This is a genomic window from Streptomyces tamarix (assembly GCF_032423885.1).
GTDB classification, from domain to species: Bacteria; Actinomycetota; Actinomycetes; order Streptomycetales; family Streptomycetaceae; genus Streptomyces; species Streptomyces tamarix.
In genome coordinates this window covers 48,688-64,659 of record NZ_JAWCTQ010000044.1, presented here as the reverse complement: position 1 = coordinate 64,659, position 15,972 = coordinate 48,688, and the positions used below count along the sequence as shown (strand labels likewise).

16 protein-coding genes are annotated in these 15,972 nt (G+C 69.3%); 6 read left to right on the top strand and 10 right to left on the bottom strand.

The window, feature by feature from the left end; translation table 11 throughout:
* Positions 1–455 precede the first annotated feature (455 nt).
* From RND61_RS26755 to RND61_RS26735, 5 genes are all read right to left on the bottom strand, one after another.
* Positions 456–2,570: a hypothetical protein gene (locus RND61_RS26755; protein ID WP_315880681.1), complete on the bottom strand. Its 2,115-nt coding sequence runs from the start codon at positions 2,568–2,570 to the stop codon at positions 456–458.
* Between the two features lie 98 nt (positions 2,571–2,668).
* Positions 2,669–3,427, bottom strand: a complete 759-nt coding sequence (locus RND61_RS26750; protein WP_315880680.1) for a hypothetical protein — start codon at positions 3,425–3,427, stop codon at positions 2,669–2,671.
* Positions 3,428–4,448: 1,021 nt separating this feature from the next.
* Positions 4,449–6,371 carry a hypothetical protein gene (locus RND61_RS26745; RefSeq protein WP_315880679.1) on the bottom strand — a complete coding sequence of 641 codons (1,923 nt, stop codon included), beginning with the start codon at positions 6,369–6,371 and terminating at the stop codon, positions 4,449–4,451.
* A 219-nt stretch (positions 6,372–6,590) separates the two neighbouring features.
* Positions 6,591–6,932 carry a hypothetical protein gene (locus RND61_RS26740; protein ID WP_315880678.1) on the bottom strand — a complete coding sequence of 114 codons (342 nt, stop codon included), beginning with the start codon at positions 6,930–6,932 and terminating at the stop codon, positions 6,591–6,593.
* A gap of 492 nt (positions 6,933–7,424) precedes the next feature.
* The gene (locus RND61_RS26735) at positions 7,425–7,790 is read right to left on the bottom strand and encodes a hypothetical protein (RefSeq protein WP_315880677.1); all 366 of its coding nucleotides are present in this window, start codon (positions 7,788–7,790) and stop codon (positions 7,425–7,427) included.
* A gap of 174 nt (positions 7,791–7,964) precedes the next feature.
* Between RND61_RS26735 and RND61_RS26730 the strand changes: the two genes are divergently transcribed.
* The 4 genes from RND61_RS26730 (at position 7,965) to RND61_RS26715 (ending at position 10,770) form a co-directional block, all read left to right on the top strand.
* A complete protein-coding gene (locus tag RND61_RS26730; protein ID WP_315880676.1) occupies positions 7,965–8,345 on the top strand; it encodes a hypothetical protein in 381 nt (126 codons plus the stop codon).
* Between the two features lie 15 nt (positions 8,346–8,360).
* Positions 8,361–8,921 (top strand): hypothetical protein, encoded by a 561-nt coding sequence (locus tag RND61_RS26725; RefSeq protein ID WP_315880675.1) that lies wholly within the window; start codon positions 8,361–8,363, stop codon positions 8,919–8,921.
* Positions 8,922–8,956: 35 nt separating this feature from the next.
* Positions 8,957–9,478 carry a hypothetical protein gene (locus tag RND61_RS26720; protein WP_315880674.1) on the top strand — a complete coding sequence of 174 codons (522 nt, stop codon included), beginning with the start codon at positions 8,957–8,959 and terminating at the stop codon, positions 9,476–9,478.
* Between the two features lie 596 nt (positions 9,479–10,074).
* Complete coding sequence (locus tag RND61_RS26715) at positions 10,075–10,770, top strand: hypothetical protein (protein WP_315880673.1); 696 nt, start codon at positions 10,075–10,077, stop codon at positions 10,768–10,770.
* On the opposite strand, the gene RND61_RS26710 is transcribed toward RND61_RS26715, so the two are convergent.
* The 5 genes from RND61_RS26710 to RND61_RS26690 are packed head-to-tail and all read right to left on the bottom strand — an operon-like array spanning position 10,767 to position 13,718.
* Positions 10,767–12,035 carry a hypothetical protein gene (locus RND61_RS26710; protein WP_315880672.1) on the bottom strand — a complete coding sequence of 423 codons (1,269 nt, stop codon included), beginning with the start codon at positions 12,033–12,035 and terminating at the stop codon, positions 10,767–10,769. The genes RND61_RS26715 and RND61_RS26710 overlap by 4 nt on opposite strands.
* A gap of 18 nt (positions 12,036–12,053) precedes the next feature.
* Positions 12,054–12,500 (bottom strand): hypothetical protein, encoded by a 447-nt coding sequence (locus tag RND61_RS26705; RefSeq protein ID WP_315880671.1) that lies wholly within the window; start codon positions 12,498–12,500, stop codon positions 12,054–12,056.
* Positions 12,497–12,913: a hypothetical protein gene (locus RND61_RS26700; RefSeq protein ID WP_315880670.1), complete on the bottom strand. Its 417-nt coding sequence runs from the start codon at positions 12,911–12,913 to the stop codon at positions 12,497–12,499. The genes RND61_RS26705 and RND61_RS26700 overlap by 4 nt, the downstream gene beginning before the upstream one ends.
* Entirely contained in the window at positions 12,910–13,257 is a 348-nt protein-coding gene (locus RND61_RS26695) for a hypothetical protein (RefSeq protein WP_315880669.1), read from the bottom strand. Before RND61_RS26695 ends, RND61_RS26700 begins: the two co-directional genes overlap by 4 nt.
* Positions 13,254–13,718, bottom strand: coding sequence for a hypothetical protein (locus RND61_RS26690; RefSeq protein WP_315880668.1), 465 nt, complete (start codon positions 13,716–13,718; stop codon positions 13,254–13,256). The genes RND61_RS26695 and RND61_RS26690 overlap by 4 nt, the downstream gene beginning before the upstream one ends.
* 539 nt (positions 13,719–14,257) lie before the next feature.
* On the opposite strand from RND61_RS26690, the gene RND61_RS26685 reads away from it, so the two are divergent.
* Together RND61_RS26685 and RND61_RS26680 are read left to right on the top strand one after the other, a co-directional pair.
* Positions 14,258–14,884 carry a hypothetical protein gene (locus RND61_RS26685; RefSeq protein WP_315880667.1) on the top strand — a complete coding sequence of 209 codons (627 nt, stop codon included), beginning with the start codon at positions 14,258–14,260 and terminating at the stop codon, positions 14,882–14,884.
* A 93-nt stretch (positions 14,885–14,977) separates the two neighbouring features.
* A complete protein-coding gene (locus RND61_RS26680; RefSeq protein ID WP_315880666.1) occupies positions 14,978–15,964 on the top strand; it encodes a hypothetical protein in 987 nt (328 codons plus the stop codon).
* Positions 15,965–15,972: the final 8 nt, after the last annotated feature.

Below are 15,972 nucleotides of genomic sequence, written 5' to 3'. Positions count from 1 at the left end.
GTCGTCCGGGGCTGCCATCCCCTTCCGACATCACTAATTCTGCCTTATTCGAGTGCCTGAGTCCACCTGGAACAGTCCTCCGAACGGGTGACCTGCATCACATCTTTCCGCAGGTCAGCGGCGGTTCCCGCCCCCGCCCGCGCGGGCCTTGCCCGGCGGCCTCCGCCACAACTCCGCCCGGTGGGCGGGGGCTCCCCTCGGTCGGTCGGGCAGCTCCGCCGTACCGCCGGTTCTGCGGGGGGTGCCAGGCTCGCGCTTGCGCGACCGCGAAGCGGCTCGGCCTGGCACCCCCCGCAGGTTCGGTGGTAGCCCGAAGGGTGCCCGTCCGGCCGAGGGGAGCCCCCGGCCACCCCCCAACCCCAGCCACTCCCCAGCCCGCACACACGCGACGAGCCCCCACCCCCTTGGGAGTAAGGGCCCGCCGGAGGCAGAAAATCGTGAACCTCAGCCCCTCGTCAGAACGGGTCGCTGGCTGGCTTCGGCGTCGCTGGGGACGGGCTCGGCTGGGGCCTGGGCACGATGACCGGAGTTTCCTCCGCGGGCACCTCTGCCGCGTCGTCGCCGGTTTCCACGGTCTCCTTCTCGTCGGCCTCGACTGGTTCCTCCTCGACCTCCGGAGGCTCCTCCTCCCAGCCCTCGAACTCGGCGGCGTCCTCCGGCGCGCTCTCTGGGATTGCCTCGACGGCCTCGACGTCCTTGCGGGCCGGCGGCGCAGGGGGAAGTTCCTTCGTGAGGTCGACCGGCGGTTGCTGCTCCAGCACCTCGTCCGGCTCGGCCTCCGGCACCGGGTACCGCGGGGCGAGAGCCATCTGCACCGTCTGGGAAGAGTCCTCTGGGTGACCGATGGCGACGATGGCCTCGCCGACACCCAGTTCCCGAAGCTGGTTCGGGTGGACCTTGAAGCGGTCGACCTGGCGCAGGGAGCCGACTCCGGACCCGGCCGTGGTCGAGCCGAGAACTCCGATGTCCTCCTGAACCTGAAGCGTCTCCTCCCACCCCTCGTACGTCCCCAGCAGTTCGGAGACCTGTTCCGCGGACGCTTTGGTGCGGTGGAGGATCAGCACGTCCGCGTTGGTGAGCACGGCCGCCAGGAAGGCGTCGGACACGTCGGCCAGGTCCGCCAGGTCCTGGGTGCACACGAACAGACCGCCGCCGGCGGCGCGCAACCGCTGGAACAGGCCGGTCATCGTGCTGCCCCCGAGCCCGCTGAACTCATCGACGCCCGCGATGAACAGTCCGCCGTTCTCTCCGAAGTTCTCCGCCAGCAGCCGGTCTCCGACCGACCCGAGGTCGGTGAGGAACAGGTTGCCGATCTGCCGCGCCGCCTTCGCGTCGGTGTTCGCCGCGAGGGAGAACAGGACGATGTCGCCGCGCTTGACCGACTCGTAGAGGTCGACACCGTCCTGGGTCTCGATCAGGACGCGGCCGGCGTCGCCCGACACCAAATTCCGGATGCGGGTGGCCAGGCCCGGGATCGAGCGCTTCAGGTCCTTCGCCTCGGTGTTGAGGTAGTTCAGGTAGTCGCCCAGTTCCTTCTGCAGCCGCGGCGAGAAGTGGTTCGTCCGGGAGCCGAGAGACTTCAGGGTCAGCAGACGGGCCAGGTCGGGAAGGTCGCGGCGCCAGGCCCTCGTCGTCCCGTCGGGGAACAACTCGGTGACGCTTCCGCGAACCAGGTCGTCCAGGGCCCGGACGGCATACAGCAGGAACTCTTCAGCCGCCTCTCGGTGGTGCGGCTCCGAGAACCCGCCGCCGGCCACCTGGTCCAGGCACTCCACGATCCGGCTCCGGATCTGCTCGGCGGAACCGTGGCGGATGGGGTTGTACGTCGTCCCCGCTCCCGTGACCGTGACCAGTTTGAACCGGCGCCCCGCGTGATGCGCCCCTCCGGCCATAGCCTCGATCAGCATGGGGTCCGCCTTCATGTCGGCGAACAGAAACCCGATACCCAGGGGACGCGCGTGCGGACTGACGACCAGTTCGTACACCAGCTGCTCGATCGTGCGGGACTTTCCGTAGCCGGATGCTCCCGGGATGAATCCGTGACGCCTCATGGCACGGCCGCTGATCTCGCACGCGTCGCCGGTCATCTTGTCGACGCCCAGCCGGATACGCAGGTCGTCCAAACTCTGCGCCGGGGGACGGTCATCGTTCTGCGCGAGCTCCCGCAGCTTCGCCTCGATCCGCTTCTGCGGCACCGGGTCCTTCACCGTCCGCCACTCCGCCGTGAACTTCGCTCGCCGGATGAGCCAGGCTCCGCCGATCCCGGCCGCGACGGTCACGCTGAACGGAATCTGGTTGCCCACCCAGCTCGCCCAGTTCTCCTGGGCCAGTTCTGCCAGAGCGGCCCGGTTCGGGCTGTCCCAGATCGCCGTCCCCAGTTCGCGGTACGGCACCAGGTACCAGCGGAAGAATCCGATCAGCGCGCCGACGACTACGGCACCCCACCCGGCCCAGCACACCCAGTGCCGGGCCCGCGGCGGGAAGCGGCGGCCGGCCGCGACCAGGACCAGCACGAGGATCGCCGCGACCGGGTTCAGGACGGCCAGGATCACCCCTGCCGCCCTCGCCACGGCCTCACCGGAGTTTGGGTTGATGGGCTGCGAACCCTGCCACTTCGTCGTAGGTCCGCCTGCGATGTTCCCTCGTGCTCGCTGGCTCCGTGGCGTACTCACTCTGCTCCCCGTTCTTCTACATCCCAGACGCGGACAAAGATCTTCTGTCCCCGCCCCAGCTCGACGGCGGAAGCGTTCGCTTCCTCCGCGGCCAACTCCACGTTCTTCAGCAGTTTGGGAAAGGCCCAGTACATGGCGTAACTGATGTGATCGGCGTTGACGTACAGCAGCATGTTCCTCACGAGACGCGGACGCGCCTTCTGGGTTCGCTCCAGCTCGTGGGCCCACACGGTTCCGTCCGGACGTAGACCCACCAGGTCCGGGTAACGGCGGCCGCGCCCGTTCTCCCCGGTCGACACCGCATAGGTGGGCTCCGTGCTCGCGTACTGGTTCGGGGTATCGCGAGCACGGATCTCCCGCTCGGTCACCAGCTCATCGTCCGGCCTGATGCTGCTGATGTACTGAGCCAGGTCGACCACGGCCAGGTCGTGGTTGTACTCCTTGATATTCGGCGTCACTGCGTTCCCAGGAATGTTCAGCAGTTCCGTCGCAGACTTCGTCAGCCAGAACACCTGAGCGCGCCGTCCGGGGAGCTGGCCTGCTGACAGCAGACCCATCGACGTCAGCGCTCGGAGCCTCCGGTACACCACCTGACGAGACGGCAGAACTCCGCCGTCTCCCGTGAACTGCCGCGTGACCTGCTCTGCCGTTACGCCGAACCACCGGCCGATCCACTCCAGAACCGGCACGTCCCGCTCGGTAAGCCGCCAGTTCTTACCCTTGGGCACCACCACTTCGCGGACTACAACCTCCACGACAACCAACTCCCACCGTGACTTACGAACGCGCGCCGTGCGGCACACGGCAAAACTCTGAGGTTCAAACCGGCCTCGCCCGCCCGCAGGGGCCGAGGAACGAGAGCCCCTGCCGTGGTGGCCGACGTAGGAGGCCACCACCAGATCAAAGCAGCCGACCCCGCCAGGGGTCGACCAAGGTCCGGCGCCCTGGTGGCAGACCAAAGGCCCCCCGGGGCCGACGTCTGCCGCCAGGTGAACGCCGCCGGACCACCAAACGCCGCCCGAAGGGCGCCCACTTCAGTAACCTCGCCCCACTCCGACGGAAACTCTCCGACTCGCCCAGCCACCCACCACGGGGCGAACTCGACAGCTCGCCGCCGACGGAAGCAAGCGAACCAACACCCTCAAGACGCGGAACTCGCCACCGGTGGACAGGTTGCATCACGACGGCACAGATCAGAGCCGATCACCGTCCGCACACCGACCCACCTCCTGGCGGCACCCTCCCGGCGAACCCACCGCCCCCCGCCGGAGCAAGTACCCCCACCGGCTTCAAGTTTCGCTTCCCATCCCCGCCCAGTAACTCACCAGCGACAACTTGCAGATACCACTCCTCCGTACCACCCACCGGCCCACCCTAGTTCTTAAAATCTTCTCTCTCTTCTCTTGTCTTTCGTCTTTGTCTTTCTCTTTCGTCCTTGTCTTTGTCCTTCGTCTTTGTCTTTCACTCTCTCTCTCTCACTCACTCTCACTCTCCTCCTCTCAGTTCCTCTTCTACCTCCACCACACTCAACCTGTGCTCCCCCCACCCACTCTGATCTGAACCCACGTGCTGCATCCTGACCACCCACTTCTTGAGGGACGATGGGAGTGGGTGGTCAGGATGCAGCACGTGGAAAAGGGCAGGTCAGAGTGGGTGGGGGGAGCACCCTTTGTCACACTCTGTTTTACACATGGCTTTACACCCTGCGGCAAACTCCGAGTTTGCTGGCAGGGTTCGCGCTGCCGAACTGGCGGGCGGCTACCCGGCGATACTCACCTAGGCAGCAGCTCCCCACTTCGCCATGTACCGGCGCTCGCGCAACTCGATGACCCGGGCCTTCTGCTGGGCCGGCGTCAGCTCACGGAAACGGGCCTTCCACTCGTCTCGACGGCTCTTCCTCTCCTCCGCGGGCAAACTCGCCCACCACTGCTCGCGACGGCTCTGGTCGGCCGCTGCACGCCTCTGGAGGGCCCTCTCCTTCTGCTCCTGCCAACGGCGCTGCAGCTTCTCCCTGGTGGCCTCCCATGCCCGCGCGAACGCACTCCGCTCGCGCTCGATCCGTGCTGCCGTTGCTGCCTTCCGCTGGGTCATGGACCGCAGTTCCCGGACGGCCTGGCCCGTGAGCTCCCAGCCCTTCCGTCCGGCCTGAGCGATCCGGAGCTTCCTCAGCACCTGGAGGCCGGTCTCCACGTTCGTCAGCTGGGCTCGGGTCGGGGTGGAGGTGGGGGTGTAGCCGCTGAGGGTGTAGAGCTGCGTGACCGTGAGGGGGCCGGGGTGGAGAGCCAGGGTCGTAGCGAGGCTGAACCAGGAGCGGCTGAGGGGGGCGGGGGAGTGACTACAAGGTGGTTCAGAAGTTTCAGCACGGAAGTCCAGGGTGAGCAGGTTCAGGCTGAACTCGTGCGACGCCTTGGGGCCCATGCTCTGGTCGTACGTCCGGGTCCGGATGAGGACTCCGTCCTCCACGAACGCATCCAGGGCGTCCCGGATCGTGTTCCGGGACTTCCCCGTGTCGTTCTCCAGGTCGCGTTCCGGCAGCGGCCGGCAGGCCAGCCCCTGACGCGCCATGCGGTCCCCGATAGCCGCGAGGATGTGTTCCCTGCTGTGCCGTGTGGCGGTGGTCCAGTTCCGCCAGTGGAGTTCCCGTACGCCTGCCAGAAGCGGGCCTGTGACCTTCTTCCAGCGCTCGGACGCGGACTTCCCTGTGCGGCTGTTCCGGTGGTCGTCTACGTACTCGACGGCGGCGTTCCAGCAGTGCTTCACCCACCAGCGGTGGCCGCGCTTGCGGGCGCGGTGGAAACCGAGGTGTGCCGGGTCGCTGACTACCTGCCATGCGGCGTCGGCATCGAACCCCGCGATGATGAGGCGGGCGGTAGAGAGCAGTTCGCTCAGGGACCGGTCCACCCAGTAATCGGGGCCGGGCTTACGAAGGCGCTCCCAGAACTCCCCCTCCGGAATCGTGGAGATACGACGCTGCCAGGGAGTTGCCGGAACCTCCTTTCGCAGAGTTGTGACCGGCCGGGTGTACTGGGGCATGTTCATGGCCCACGACGGCAACGTGTTGGCGGCTCCTTCCACGAACTCGGGGAGGTCGACGCGGCCGCTCTTGCGGTGCGGTGCGGAGAGGGGGCGGAGGGTACGGCGCCAGTCGATCTGGCGGGCCGTGGCGCCCCAGTGAGCGCGGACGGTTTCCACCGTGGTCTTGAACTCGGCGCGGGCGGCCTGGGTGCGGAAACACGCGATCAGGTGCCAGCGGCCGGCGCCGCCGCCCGATCGACGGGTGACGAACCAGCCGTCCAGTTCCCGCGCGCGACTGGTGAGGTGTTCGAGCGCGCTGGTGCTCCAGTCGTCGTCGTCGCCGTCGATGTCGACGGCGACCGCGCTTTCCCGGAGGGTGGCGACGTAGGAGGCTGCGCGGCCGGTGCGGACGAACTCGGCGGCTTCGCTGAGGAACTTCAGCGGCCGGTCAGTGGCCACCTTCGAGTTTCCGCTGTCGATGCAGAAGACGGGGGCGGCGAACAGGAGATCGTCCAGCAGCATGGCGGCCACGCGGGCTCGCTCGGCTGCGCTCTCGGTGTTGTTCTCCGTCTGCTGCCGGGGCAGGGACGAAGTGCTGGGGAGGGGGAACAGCGGCTCGGTGGCTGCCGCCCTGTGCGTACGGGGCTCGGCGGTGGGTACTCCCGTGAACGGCGCGCGTGACACACCGCTTTCGGGCAAGGAGGTGCCGGCCCGGGGACCTGTGGCTATGATGGTCTCCAGAACTGAACGACATCAGGCAGCACAAAGCCCGCATCGGGCGATGTCTCCGACGTCGATGGAAGAGGCGCTGGTCAGCTCCCTGGCGACCAACCTGATCGCTGACAGTGCCTTGGGATTCAGTTTTCGTTGGCCCCGCGGGTGAGTCCCCGGGGCGTGTATCAGCTACGTCGATATGCCCCCATGGCGACTACCCCGAGGGAGGGGTGCGTCCTGAGCCGGGTTGGACGGGCGCTGTGCACCCTCGATCCCCTCGATCTCCTTCTTCACCATCTCGGCTGTGCGCTTCCAGTCCAGCGACTCGTCGCCACGCAGCACCAGGTGCTCCACGACGGCGGTGATGAGACCGGCGGCAGCCAGGCGGGGGTGAATCTCCCGCAGCTTCGGGATCAGAGCCTCTGCCACCACCGGCGGCAGGTTGACGGTGATCCGCCAGTTCTCGCCGGAGGCAGGGTCATAGGCGCTCTCACGATTCGTGAGCATCCGCTTGTTCCCAGTCCCGGCCATGATCCGTATCTTGCCATCTCCGACCCCTTCCGTGCATCACGAATCACGCGTGTCGGAGCACTTTTTTCACGTCCGTCCCGCCCTGCTCAGCGCGGAATGTCCGGCCTTCGCCCTGTTCATGTCGGCTTGCCACTGTGGTGCCGGCGCGTCAACGACGGCGGGGCGTCCGCCCTTCGCGAGGGTGACGACTCGTCACCCTCGCTCTCTGTGAGCGTTAGACCGGGTGTCGGCTCCTAGGGCAGTGCTGTGGGCTGCCCTCGGCCTCGCGATGCCTCCGGACGTACGACGGTCCCCTCGGTGGAGAACCGAAGGGACCGTGATGCGGTGTCCACGTCGCACGACTGGATGCGGCTAGGCCGTGCGCGGGGTTACCGCGATGAAGTTCCCAGTCGTTGAACTCGTGTTGACGACCGGAGTTCCGGTGATCCGCTGGAACGGCTCGTTCAGGAACTCAAGGCTGACGTGAGTTTCTGAGGACGAACGCTCAGCCGGTCAGTCGCTATCCCTCCGGGTGACGACCAACTGGTGACTGCCGGGTACGTCGGCACGGACGCGCGTGACGAAACCCCGCCGCCGCAGCACCCGGTCGATCGCGGCCGCCATCGCCGCTTCGGTTTCGTCCTGCAGCTGCACGTCGGGGTGCTCGTCCTCCTCGCGGTCGATGGCGTCGGCGGCCTGCTTCAACAACTCCGCGCTGCACGCCCACCCCACGATGACGGCCGCCAGTTCGCGGGACTCCACGACGTCCACGCCGCCGCCGGCGCTGACCGGGGTGGAAGGGAGATCACTCAGGGGAAGGCCCGCGAGCTGCAGAGTGCGGTACACCTCGATCCGCAAGCCCTCGACATCGTCCACCATGTTCTCCGCTCTTCCCGGCTCCCGTGTGCCGCTACCGCGGCCCCCGGAGAAACGCTACTGGTCACACCGGTTTCTCAGCAGCAGCGCACTGGTGCACGGCTGCGGGAACCAGCCAACCGTCCGGGAAACCCGTTCCCTGTTCGTCGCGGGCGTCCGCCCGGTACGGGCTGCCGTATGCCGGACAACGCCCTCGCGCCCTCCCCGCTCGCCGTCCCGGGCCTGCCCACACCGTGCTGCCTCGACGGCCGCAACCTCATGACGACCTGGGTCACTGCCTATGGCGCCGCCGTGAACTCCGGGGAAGCGGCCCGGGAGGTATTCGATGCCGAGATCGCGTGGACCACGCACCAACTGGTTTTGCACCGGTTGAATCCGCCCCGGGTGGACGGCTGCCCTAACTGCGTGGAGTGGGCGGCGAACCTGGGGCTAGGCCCGGACGATTCCCCGGACCTCGACCACCCCGTAGAGTACGAAGCGGCCGAGCACGCGGTCCGCCATCAGGTTTTCGACCCCATGGTTCGGCACTTCAGCGGCGGCCGTCACTCTCCCCTCTGACCAGGACCTGCGACCATGCCAGAACCCGCCGCCCGCGATCGGCAGGACCGTACGACGGCGACCGGGCTGACCGGCGCCGCCGCTGTGTGCGTCGTCCTCGCGGCCGGCTCGGGGCACCGGTGGCCGGTACTGGTCGCGGCGGGTGCACTGTTCGGCGCCGTGATGGTGTACCGCAGGGTCATGCGCGGTGCTTACGCGTACTGGGTCGCCTGGGCGGTGTCTCCCGTCCTGAGCCTGCTGCTGCTGTGGGCCCAGCCCTCTGATCTCCGCGAGGCGGCCGCACTGCTCGCCCTGCCGTGGGCCGGGCTGAGTGCTGTGGTCGCGCTCGTACTGTTCGTGCTGTGGCGTTCTCGCCGCGGCGGTCATCTGGACTGGGTGGTGTGGCACCCCGACCTCGGCCTTCTGCGGCGCGAGCAGACGAAGCGGGCGGCCCTCGACTGGGCCCGGTGGCACTATCGCGAGCCGTGCCTGATCGACCGCCTCGACCGGGCGCCGGAGCTCGCGCGGCAAACCCCGCTCTACCCGCACGCCGACCGGCCGCTGAAGCGGGTCGACCGACCGGATTCGGCACGATGACGTGGCTGCCAGCGCCGGGCGGTACGGTCGTCAGCATGAGTGAGAGCTTGCAGGACGAACCAACGATCCCGGCCTGGATGGATGCCTCCCGCCTCCGCCGCCGCTTCAGGTTCGCGGCCTGGGGCCTGGCGATTCCTGCGGCCCTGGGCTCCTGCGCCGCGCTCGGTGCCGCCGTGTGGGCGGTGACCGACCGCGAAGCGCTCTGGTACGTGACTGGGCTGCTCTACCTCGGCTGCGCTGTCGCGATGGCGAAGTGGACCGTCTCCTCGATCAGGCGGGTCCGCGCCGTACGGGCCGGGATCGTGCAGCACTCCATAGCTTTGATGGAGTCCGCCGGCGGGAGCGACGTCTGGGAGCTTCGCCGCCGTGCGGATGAGTTCCATCGGTGGATGGTCGGTTCCCGTTCCGCCCTCGGGCACCGCATTCTCCCTGTCGTTCCCGCTCGCGAGTTCGGCAAGCAGGTGGTCCGGGAGGCCGGGAGGAGTACGGGGCTCACCCCCGCAACCCTGCGCCAGGTCGACGCCCTGGTGCGGGCCGTCGACTCCACCGCTCGATAGCCGTTCACACGGCCGGGTGACCCCTGCGCGTGTCGGGTGCAGGCTCCCGTCCACCTCCTGCAATGTGAGGTCGTGCGCCGTCTCCTGTCCGCCCTCGCCCTGCTCGCTGTCGGGTGCGCAGGATGCGTCAACGTCGCCGGACAGGCCCCGCACCATGACGGCAAGCGGCCCCCGGTGAATGCCCGACCGATGCTCGTCCCGGAGGCGACGCCCCCACCAGGCCGCGAAGCGCTCGTGGACACCTCCGAAGACTCGGCGTCTTCCGCGAAGTCGTCCCGGCCAGCGAAGAAGACGAAGAAGCCGCCACGGAAGACGCTACGGTCCTCGGTCCCTCGTACCCGCACCGTGGCGCCTCCCCGCGAGCACCGCGCGGTCCCGCGCCCGCGCCCCCGGGTCGAGCACGCGGCCCCACCGCCGCGCGTGGTGCCGAAGCGGCCTCCGGCCCGTCCCCGCCCTGCCCGTTCGTACGACATGGGCACGGTGTGCGCCATGTCGAAGGGGACCGTCGACCCCTCCCTCTCGCGGCTGTGCGAGTCGGCCTATGGCCGGTGAGATCGGCACCCGGGTCCGATATTCTCGCGTCTTAAGACGCGAGAATGGGAGAACCGATCATCACCACGTCAGCAGCGGAGTCCGAGGGCCCCGCCGAGAACGCGACGCTCAGCAGCGTCGGAGCCGCCATCACCGGGGCCCTCGCCCTGGGCTGGGAGGCGATCCGCCGCCACCATCCCGACGTGCCGGACGCCGTGGTGACGATGGGAACCCGGCACCGGAAGCCGCTCTGGGCGCACTTCTGGGCCCAGCAGTGGAGTCTTACCGGCGGCAACAAGGTCCCGGAGGTGTGGATCGCCGCCGAGGGCCTGGCCCGCGGTGCCGCCGACGTGATGGGCAGCCTGCTGCACGAAGCGGCGCACGGGCGGTGCTCCACCCGCGGGGAAGAGGACTGCAACGCCGCGCAGTACCACAACAAGTTCTTCCGGGACTCGGCTCAGGTCCTGGGGCTCGCCGTGGAGCGCTCGGAGCGCAAGGGCTACTCCGTCACCTCGATCACGGACATCGCACGGCAGCGCTACCGCGAGCAGATCGCCGCGCTGGAGGCGGCGATCCGGGCGGAGCGGACGATCCCGCCCTCGGGCGCCACCGCCACCGGCGGGCAACGCCGGAACACCAACTACCGGCCGGCGAGCTGCCAGTGCCGTCCCGTGCGCACCCTGCGGGCGGCGGCGGGTACCTGGGAGGGGCCGCCGGTCATCTGCGGCGGGTGCAACAAGCCGTTCGTGATGACGTCCTAAGCCGCGAGACGCAGGGACATCGTCGCGCTCTGCTCCCAGTCCGGGACGCTGTCGACGTACTCCCAGAAGGCCCGGCTCTTGGGTGCGTGACGGGAGTGGATGGCGACCTGGTGCGGTGGCTTCTTGCTGCGCAGGGCGGCCTGGATGAACCCGCGCCTCATGCTGTGCCCGGTGATGCGGCGGCCCTGCTGCAGAGCACGGCGGAGACGGAGCCGCCAGCCGGAGAGGATGCTGCTGGCCTCGGCCTCGCTGTCGGTCGCCGCCGCGGCGGCGACCGCCTCCGCGCGGTCTTCCCAGACCTCGGCGACCGCCCGTTCGTCCTCGTCCTTGATGAGTCCGGCCGCGCGGGCGGCCGTCTTGATGATGGTCCGCACGGTCCGGGCGGTGATGCCGCCCTGGCGCTCGGCGTCGTCGTTGCGGCGGCCGGCGGCGTCCGCGCCGATCTTCCCGTGCCGGTCGATCCGGCGGAGGAGGGGACCGTCCGTGAGCTGCCCGGCGTCGGCGAGGACGTCGAACCACCGGCGTACGGCGGTGACCGGGCACAACTCCGGTGCGTCCAGGGGCGCCAGGATGCGGACGGTCTCGCCCTCGGCGTCCTGGTCCGCCTTGGACTCCCTGACCTCGACCTCCAGCGCGGGAACCTCGTGGATCTCGCCGGTCTCTTCGTCCGTCAGCTCCACGGTGAGGATGCGGATGTCGTGGATGTTGAGGGCGGCCGGCTCGCTGCACCGCCCGGCCATCCACCAGTCGAGCACCAGCGTGACCGCGTCCCGCGCCCCGCGCGGGGTGCTCACGTTCAGAGTGGCGACCATGCGCCGCAGGTCTTCCGGGGTCACGCCGTCCGCCTTCAGCGGGCCGGGACGGACGCCCCCGATCCCCTTCGCCTCGTGCTTGGCGCGTCCCCGGATGACGCCCTCGATCGCCTTCAACTCCTCGGCGTCCAGCGGCGATCCGTCCAGCGCGCGCATCCCGCGCAGGGTGCCCGACATCGCTTGCAGCGTCTTGACCGGGTGCCCCCGGTCGGCCAGGGCGGCGATGAACGACGCCACGGCGCCGCGCTCGGCGGTGTGCCAGTCGACGTCGCTGCACCACTGCGCGTACTCCTGCCAGCGCCAGGCCCGCGCGTCCCGGCTCGACCGCGGGACGCTCTCCTCGAACCACTTGGCGGCGGACGCCGACAGGCGCATTCCGGTCCTGGTGGTCACCGTCTCCATCTGCCGGGCGATGGGGCGAGACGGCGGGAGGGCGATGTCAGTGCTGGTCACGGCAGGGGCCTCCGGGTCTTACTTCCGCTTGGTGCGGGTCGGCGGGAGCATGGCGCGCACGGCGGCCGCCGCGTCCTGGGCGGCCTGGTGTGCGGCTTCGGCGCCCGTGCCGGACGCCCGGGTCATCGTCTTCAGCGCGTTCAGCAGAGTGGCGACGGGGTCCGGGGTGCCGTCGAGCGGCTGGGCTCGGTAGACCAGCACGGCTTCGCCCGGGTCGGACGGCAGCGTGGCGGGGAAGGTCTCGACCTCCATCCGGTCGGCGCGGTAGGCGAATCCGATCTCCAGCCGACGGCGTTCGTCCGGCAGTCCGGTCAGGTCGAACTCCTCGCCCTCCAGCAGCAGTTCCACCAGCGGGAAGACGGCGATGCCACGGCCGCGCCGCAGTGCGGCATGGACCCGGGTCTTGATCGCTTCGGCCTCGGGCCCCCACTCCTGGGTGCGGGCCTGCTCATAGGTCTGGCTCACCTGCCCGTGCCCTCCGTGCCTGGGGTGTCGTTGTTCAGGGTGCGCATCTTTTCCTGCACTTCCGCGGCGGTCAGCCGGATCAGGCGGTCTCCCCGGAAGGGCTCGTCCGGCGGCGCGGGGAGGGGGAGGACTCTGGTGGGGGCGTCTGCCGATACAGCCGGTCTGCCGTACACCATCTTCACCGCGTCGGTCAGGGCGTCATGCCGTGCGGCGCCCCGGGCGACGCCTTGGAGGCAGTCGGTCAGCTTCCGGGCCTGCGCGCTCAACGGCGCCCCGACTGCGGCCAGTCGCCCCAGTTCGGCGGCCTCGGCTGCGATCTCCTCGGCGAGACGCTGCATGTGCCCGGCGGCCGTGGCGATCTGCTCGTCCAGCCGGTTCCGCCCGGCCTCTGCCCGGGTGTACGGGGCGGTCACCGCGCGTCCTGCCGGTCGCGGGCGGCCCGGATCGGAGCACACCGTCCGCAGGTCTTCACCGAGCACACCGGAGCATCCTCCGACCGCCACCGGTACTCGTGACAGTGCTGGGCACGGCCGGTCTGGGGCACCTGCTCTAGGGCCGTTCGGATCGCCTCGCGGGCCTCGTCCAGCGCGGCGGGCCGGCTGGGGGCCTCCTGCAGAAGCTCCAGCGCCCGGCTCAGGCTCGCCCGGCCGGATGCCAGGCCGGGCAGCTCGGCGAGCGGGACCAGGTCCTCGCGCTGGGCGTCCGCCGCGTCGGCCTCCATGCACCACCGGCCGTACGGCATTCGGTCGCCGGTCACTCGCCGCTCTCCGGCCGCTCGACGGTGAACTCGACGCGCTGGACGCCGAAGTCGTCCGTGACGGCCCGCTCCTCGTACGAGAGGCCAGCGGCGTCCAGTTGCGCCCGGGTCTGGTCGACGGCGCTGGTCTTCCCGCTGTTCAGCGGGCCGATGATGGCAGCCCCCTCGGTGCCGTCCAGGACCGTCACCGGCCCGCCGCCGAACAGCTCCGGCGACACCAGGGGCTGGACGGACACCGTCTTCTCCTCGCCGCCCCGGGCGATGCCACTGCGATCGACCACCGTGGTGGTCCACTCGGTGAGGTCGCTCTGCGGGTCAGCGAAGGCCCGGCCGGTGTACCGGCCTTCGCGGGCGAGCTGGTCGAGCAGTTCAGGGCCGCGGCGCTCGGCCTCGACCTCCAGCGGCCGCTGAACCTCCTCGACCGACCGGCCCGGCTCCTCAGCCTCGTCTCGCTCCGGCATCGCCGCCCCCTCCAGTAGTTGTCAGCGCCTGTTGTAGGCGTCTGCAAGCGCGCTGTTTCTGATTTCCGCTAAGGAGACGGTATCGGAAATCAGGCGGCCGGCGAGGGCGGACGGCGTCGCCCGGACGGGTACTTCGACTGTCTAACGGTTCTGTGAGAGCGATTCTCCGCTCCGGCACCCACGCGGCCGGTGGAGCGGTGCCGCTTCGTCGGCGCGCGAGGGAGAGGGCGAGCAACAGCGGCAGGCAGAGGGGCGAGCCGCTGTGTGCCCATCTGCGGCACTCATTGCCCGACCCGGTAGCTCCCTGCGCTGCAATGGAACCCCTATCTCAGATCGGCACGTGTCGAATCATGCCTGATCAAACCCTGTGCCGATTCAATTTCATTGCGTTTCATTGCATTACGTTTCATTGCATTGCGTTGCGATCTTGAAACGCATTCGACTACACTGCGGAGTCAGGTCGGCACACCGCCTTCGTTGAGAGCCGTCCTGTTGCACACGCAGGAAGTTCCGCACAGCTGCAAGAGGAGGACAACAAGGTGGGGAAGAAGTCTGTAAGGCGGGTCGCTACGGCGGCCGCCGCGGCGGGCGTCGCCGTACTCGTTGCCGGGTGCTCGTCGGGGACCGGGACGGACAAGGGCGGGTCCGGTGACGGTGGCGCCTCCGACTCCACGGCGGCCGCCGTGCAGGTCGCCCGGACCTACCAGAGCGCGGTCAACGGTGGCGACTGGGCGAAGGCGTGCGGCCTGCGGACCGAGCGCTACCGGCACGGCTCCGTGAAGGAGTGCGTCGCCGACAACGCGCCGAAGACCCAGAGCCCGGAGCCGAGCCCGACCGAGTCCGAGGAGTTCCCGCCGCTTCGCCGGGCGGACGGCTCTGTCGTGCGCGGCAAGCCGAAGCCGAGCGCCACCGGCCCGGACCGGGCGGAGACGGGGGAGGTCAAGGCCAGCGCGCCGCAGAGCGTCCCCGCCATCGGTGACCACCCGGCCGGCACGGGCGTGCGGGTCGAGTACACCGTCACCTGGCCCGACTCCACCACCACCAGCCGCAAGGCCCTGCGCGTCGTACAGCAGGGCGACACCTGGCTGGTCGACCAGTCCGAGGACATTGCCGAGTCCGACGAAGCTCACGGCAATCCGGTCCGCGACGCGCTGATGAGGGGATGACGTCGTGCTGGAACCGACGACCTCCTTGTCAGCGGCACGTGAGACCGTGAGGTCCCGCGACGCGCATGAGTCGGCACAGGGGAGGACCCGAAGGTGAAGAAGAAACCGCCGCCGTCACCGCGCCTGGCGGCCGTCAGCGTGATGGACCCAGACCTCGCGAAGAAGGACCGGGACCTCCTGGAGCGGGCTGAGGCACACCCCCGTTCGTTCAGTGAGGGCGAGATGAGCGTCTGGTGGGCCACGGCCCCGCGTCTGGTCCGTCCCGGTGCCGGCGTCGTTGGCCTCGCGGGCGGGGCCTGGTTCACCGGGGAAGTCGAGTGGTACAAGCCGAGCGCCCATGACGGCGGGGCCAACCTGACGGACGTCACCGGTCGAACGATGCAAGGCATCTTTGACACCCTGCACGCGGCACTCACCTACGCCTGGCCCATCGGGGCTGGAGCCCTTGTTCTGGCGGCGACCATGTTCGCGACGGACGCGGCCGCGCGGAACAAGTCGGCCCGACGGCTGGCCGAACTCAGGGGCCGATGTGTCCAGCCCGCCGCGCTGAACGACGACGCCCGTACCCTCCTGGCCCGCACTCAGCAGGCCAAGAAGGCCGTACTCACCTCTGCGGTGCACCGCTTCGACCTCATCGACCGGCAGCGCAATGAGGTGTCCCTCCCCCGTCAGGAGTGGGAGGTGGCGGAGGCACTGCGGGAGTACACCCGGCTGGTGAAGGCCGAGCCCTCCAACCCCAAGGGGGGCAAGGTCGCCGCGCTGCTCGACACCCGGCGCCGGGCCTTGCGGGCGAGCCTCGACGGGATCACCCGGCGGGTCGAAGCCCTGGAGTCGTACGCCGAGCAGGTAGCCCAGGCCGATGACCGCTACCGCGAACTGCAGCAGATCCAGGCACTGACCGACGGCAGCGACGACGTCCTCGACTTCCTCGCCCGCACCGTGCGCGATGACCTTGCCGTCGCCGAGATCGAAGGCATGACCGGAGAGGCCGCCGCCGTCGCCGACGCCTTCACCACGGCGCTCGAATCCGCGAAGGAAGCCGCCGTCATCGCCCTGCCCACCCGCACGACCGCCGCCTGATGGGGGAC

Coding starts and splice junctions, on each gene's coding strand:
- RND61_RS26740 (WP_315880678.1), bottom strand. CDS start 6,932: ATGGCCGGGACTGGGAACAAGCGGATGCTCACGAATCGTGAGAGCGCC.
- RND61_RS26735 (WP_315880677.1), bottom strand. CDS start 7,790: ATGGTGGACGATGTCGAGGGCTTGCGGATCGAGGTGTACCGCACTCTG.
- RND61_RS26730 (WP_315880676.1), top strand. CDS start 7,965: ATGCCGGACAACGCCCTCGCGCCCTCCCCGCTCGCCGTCCCGGGCCTG.
- RND61_RS26725 (WP_315880675.1), top strand. CDS start 8,361: ATGCCAGAACCCGCCGCCCGCGATCGGCAGGACCGTACGACGGCGACC.
- RND61_RS26720 (WP_315880674.1), top strand. CDS start 8,957: ATGAGTGAGAGCTTGCAGGACGAACCAACGATCCCGGCCTGGATGGAT.
- RND61_RS26715 (WP_315880673.1), top strand. CDS start 10,075: ATGGGAGAACCGATCATCACCACGTCAGCAGCGGAGTCCGAGGGCCCC.
- RND61_RS26690 (WP_315880668.1), bottom strand. CDS start 13,718: ATGCCGGAGCGAGACGAGGCTGAGGAGCCGGGCCGGTCGGTCGAGGAG.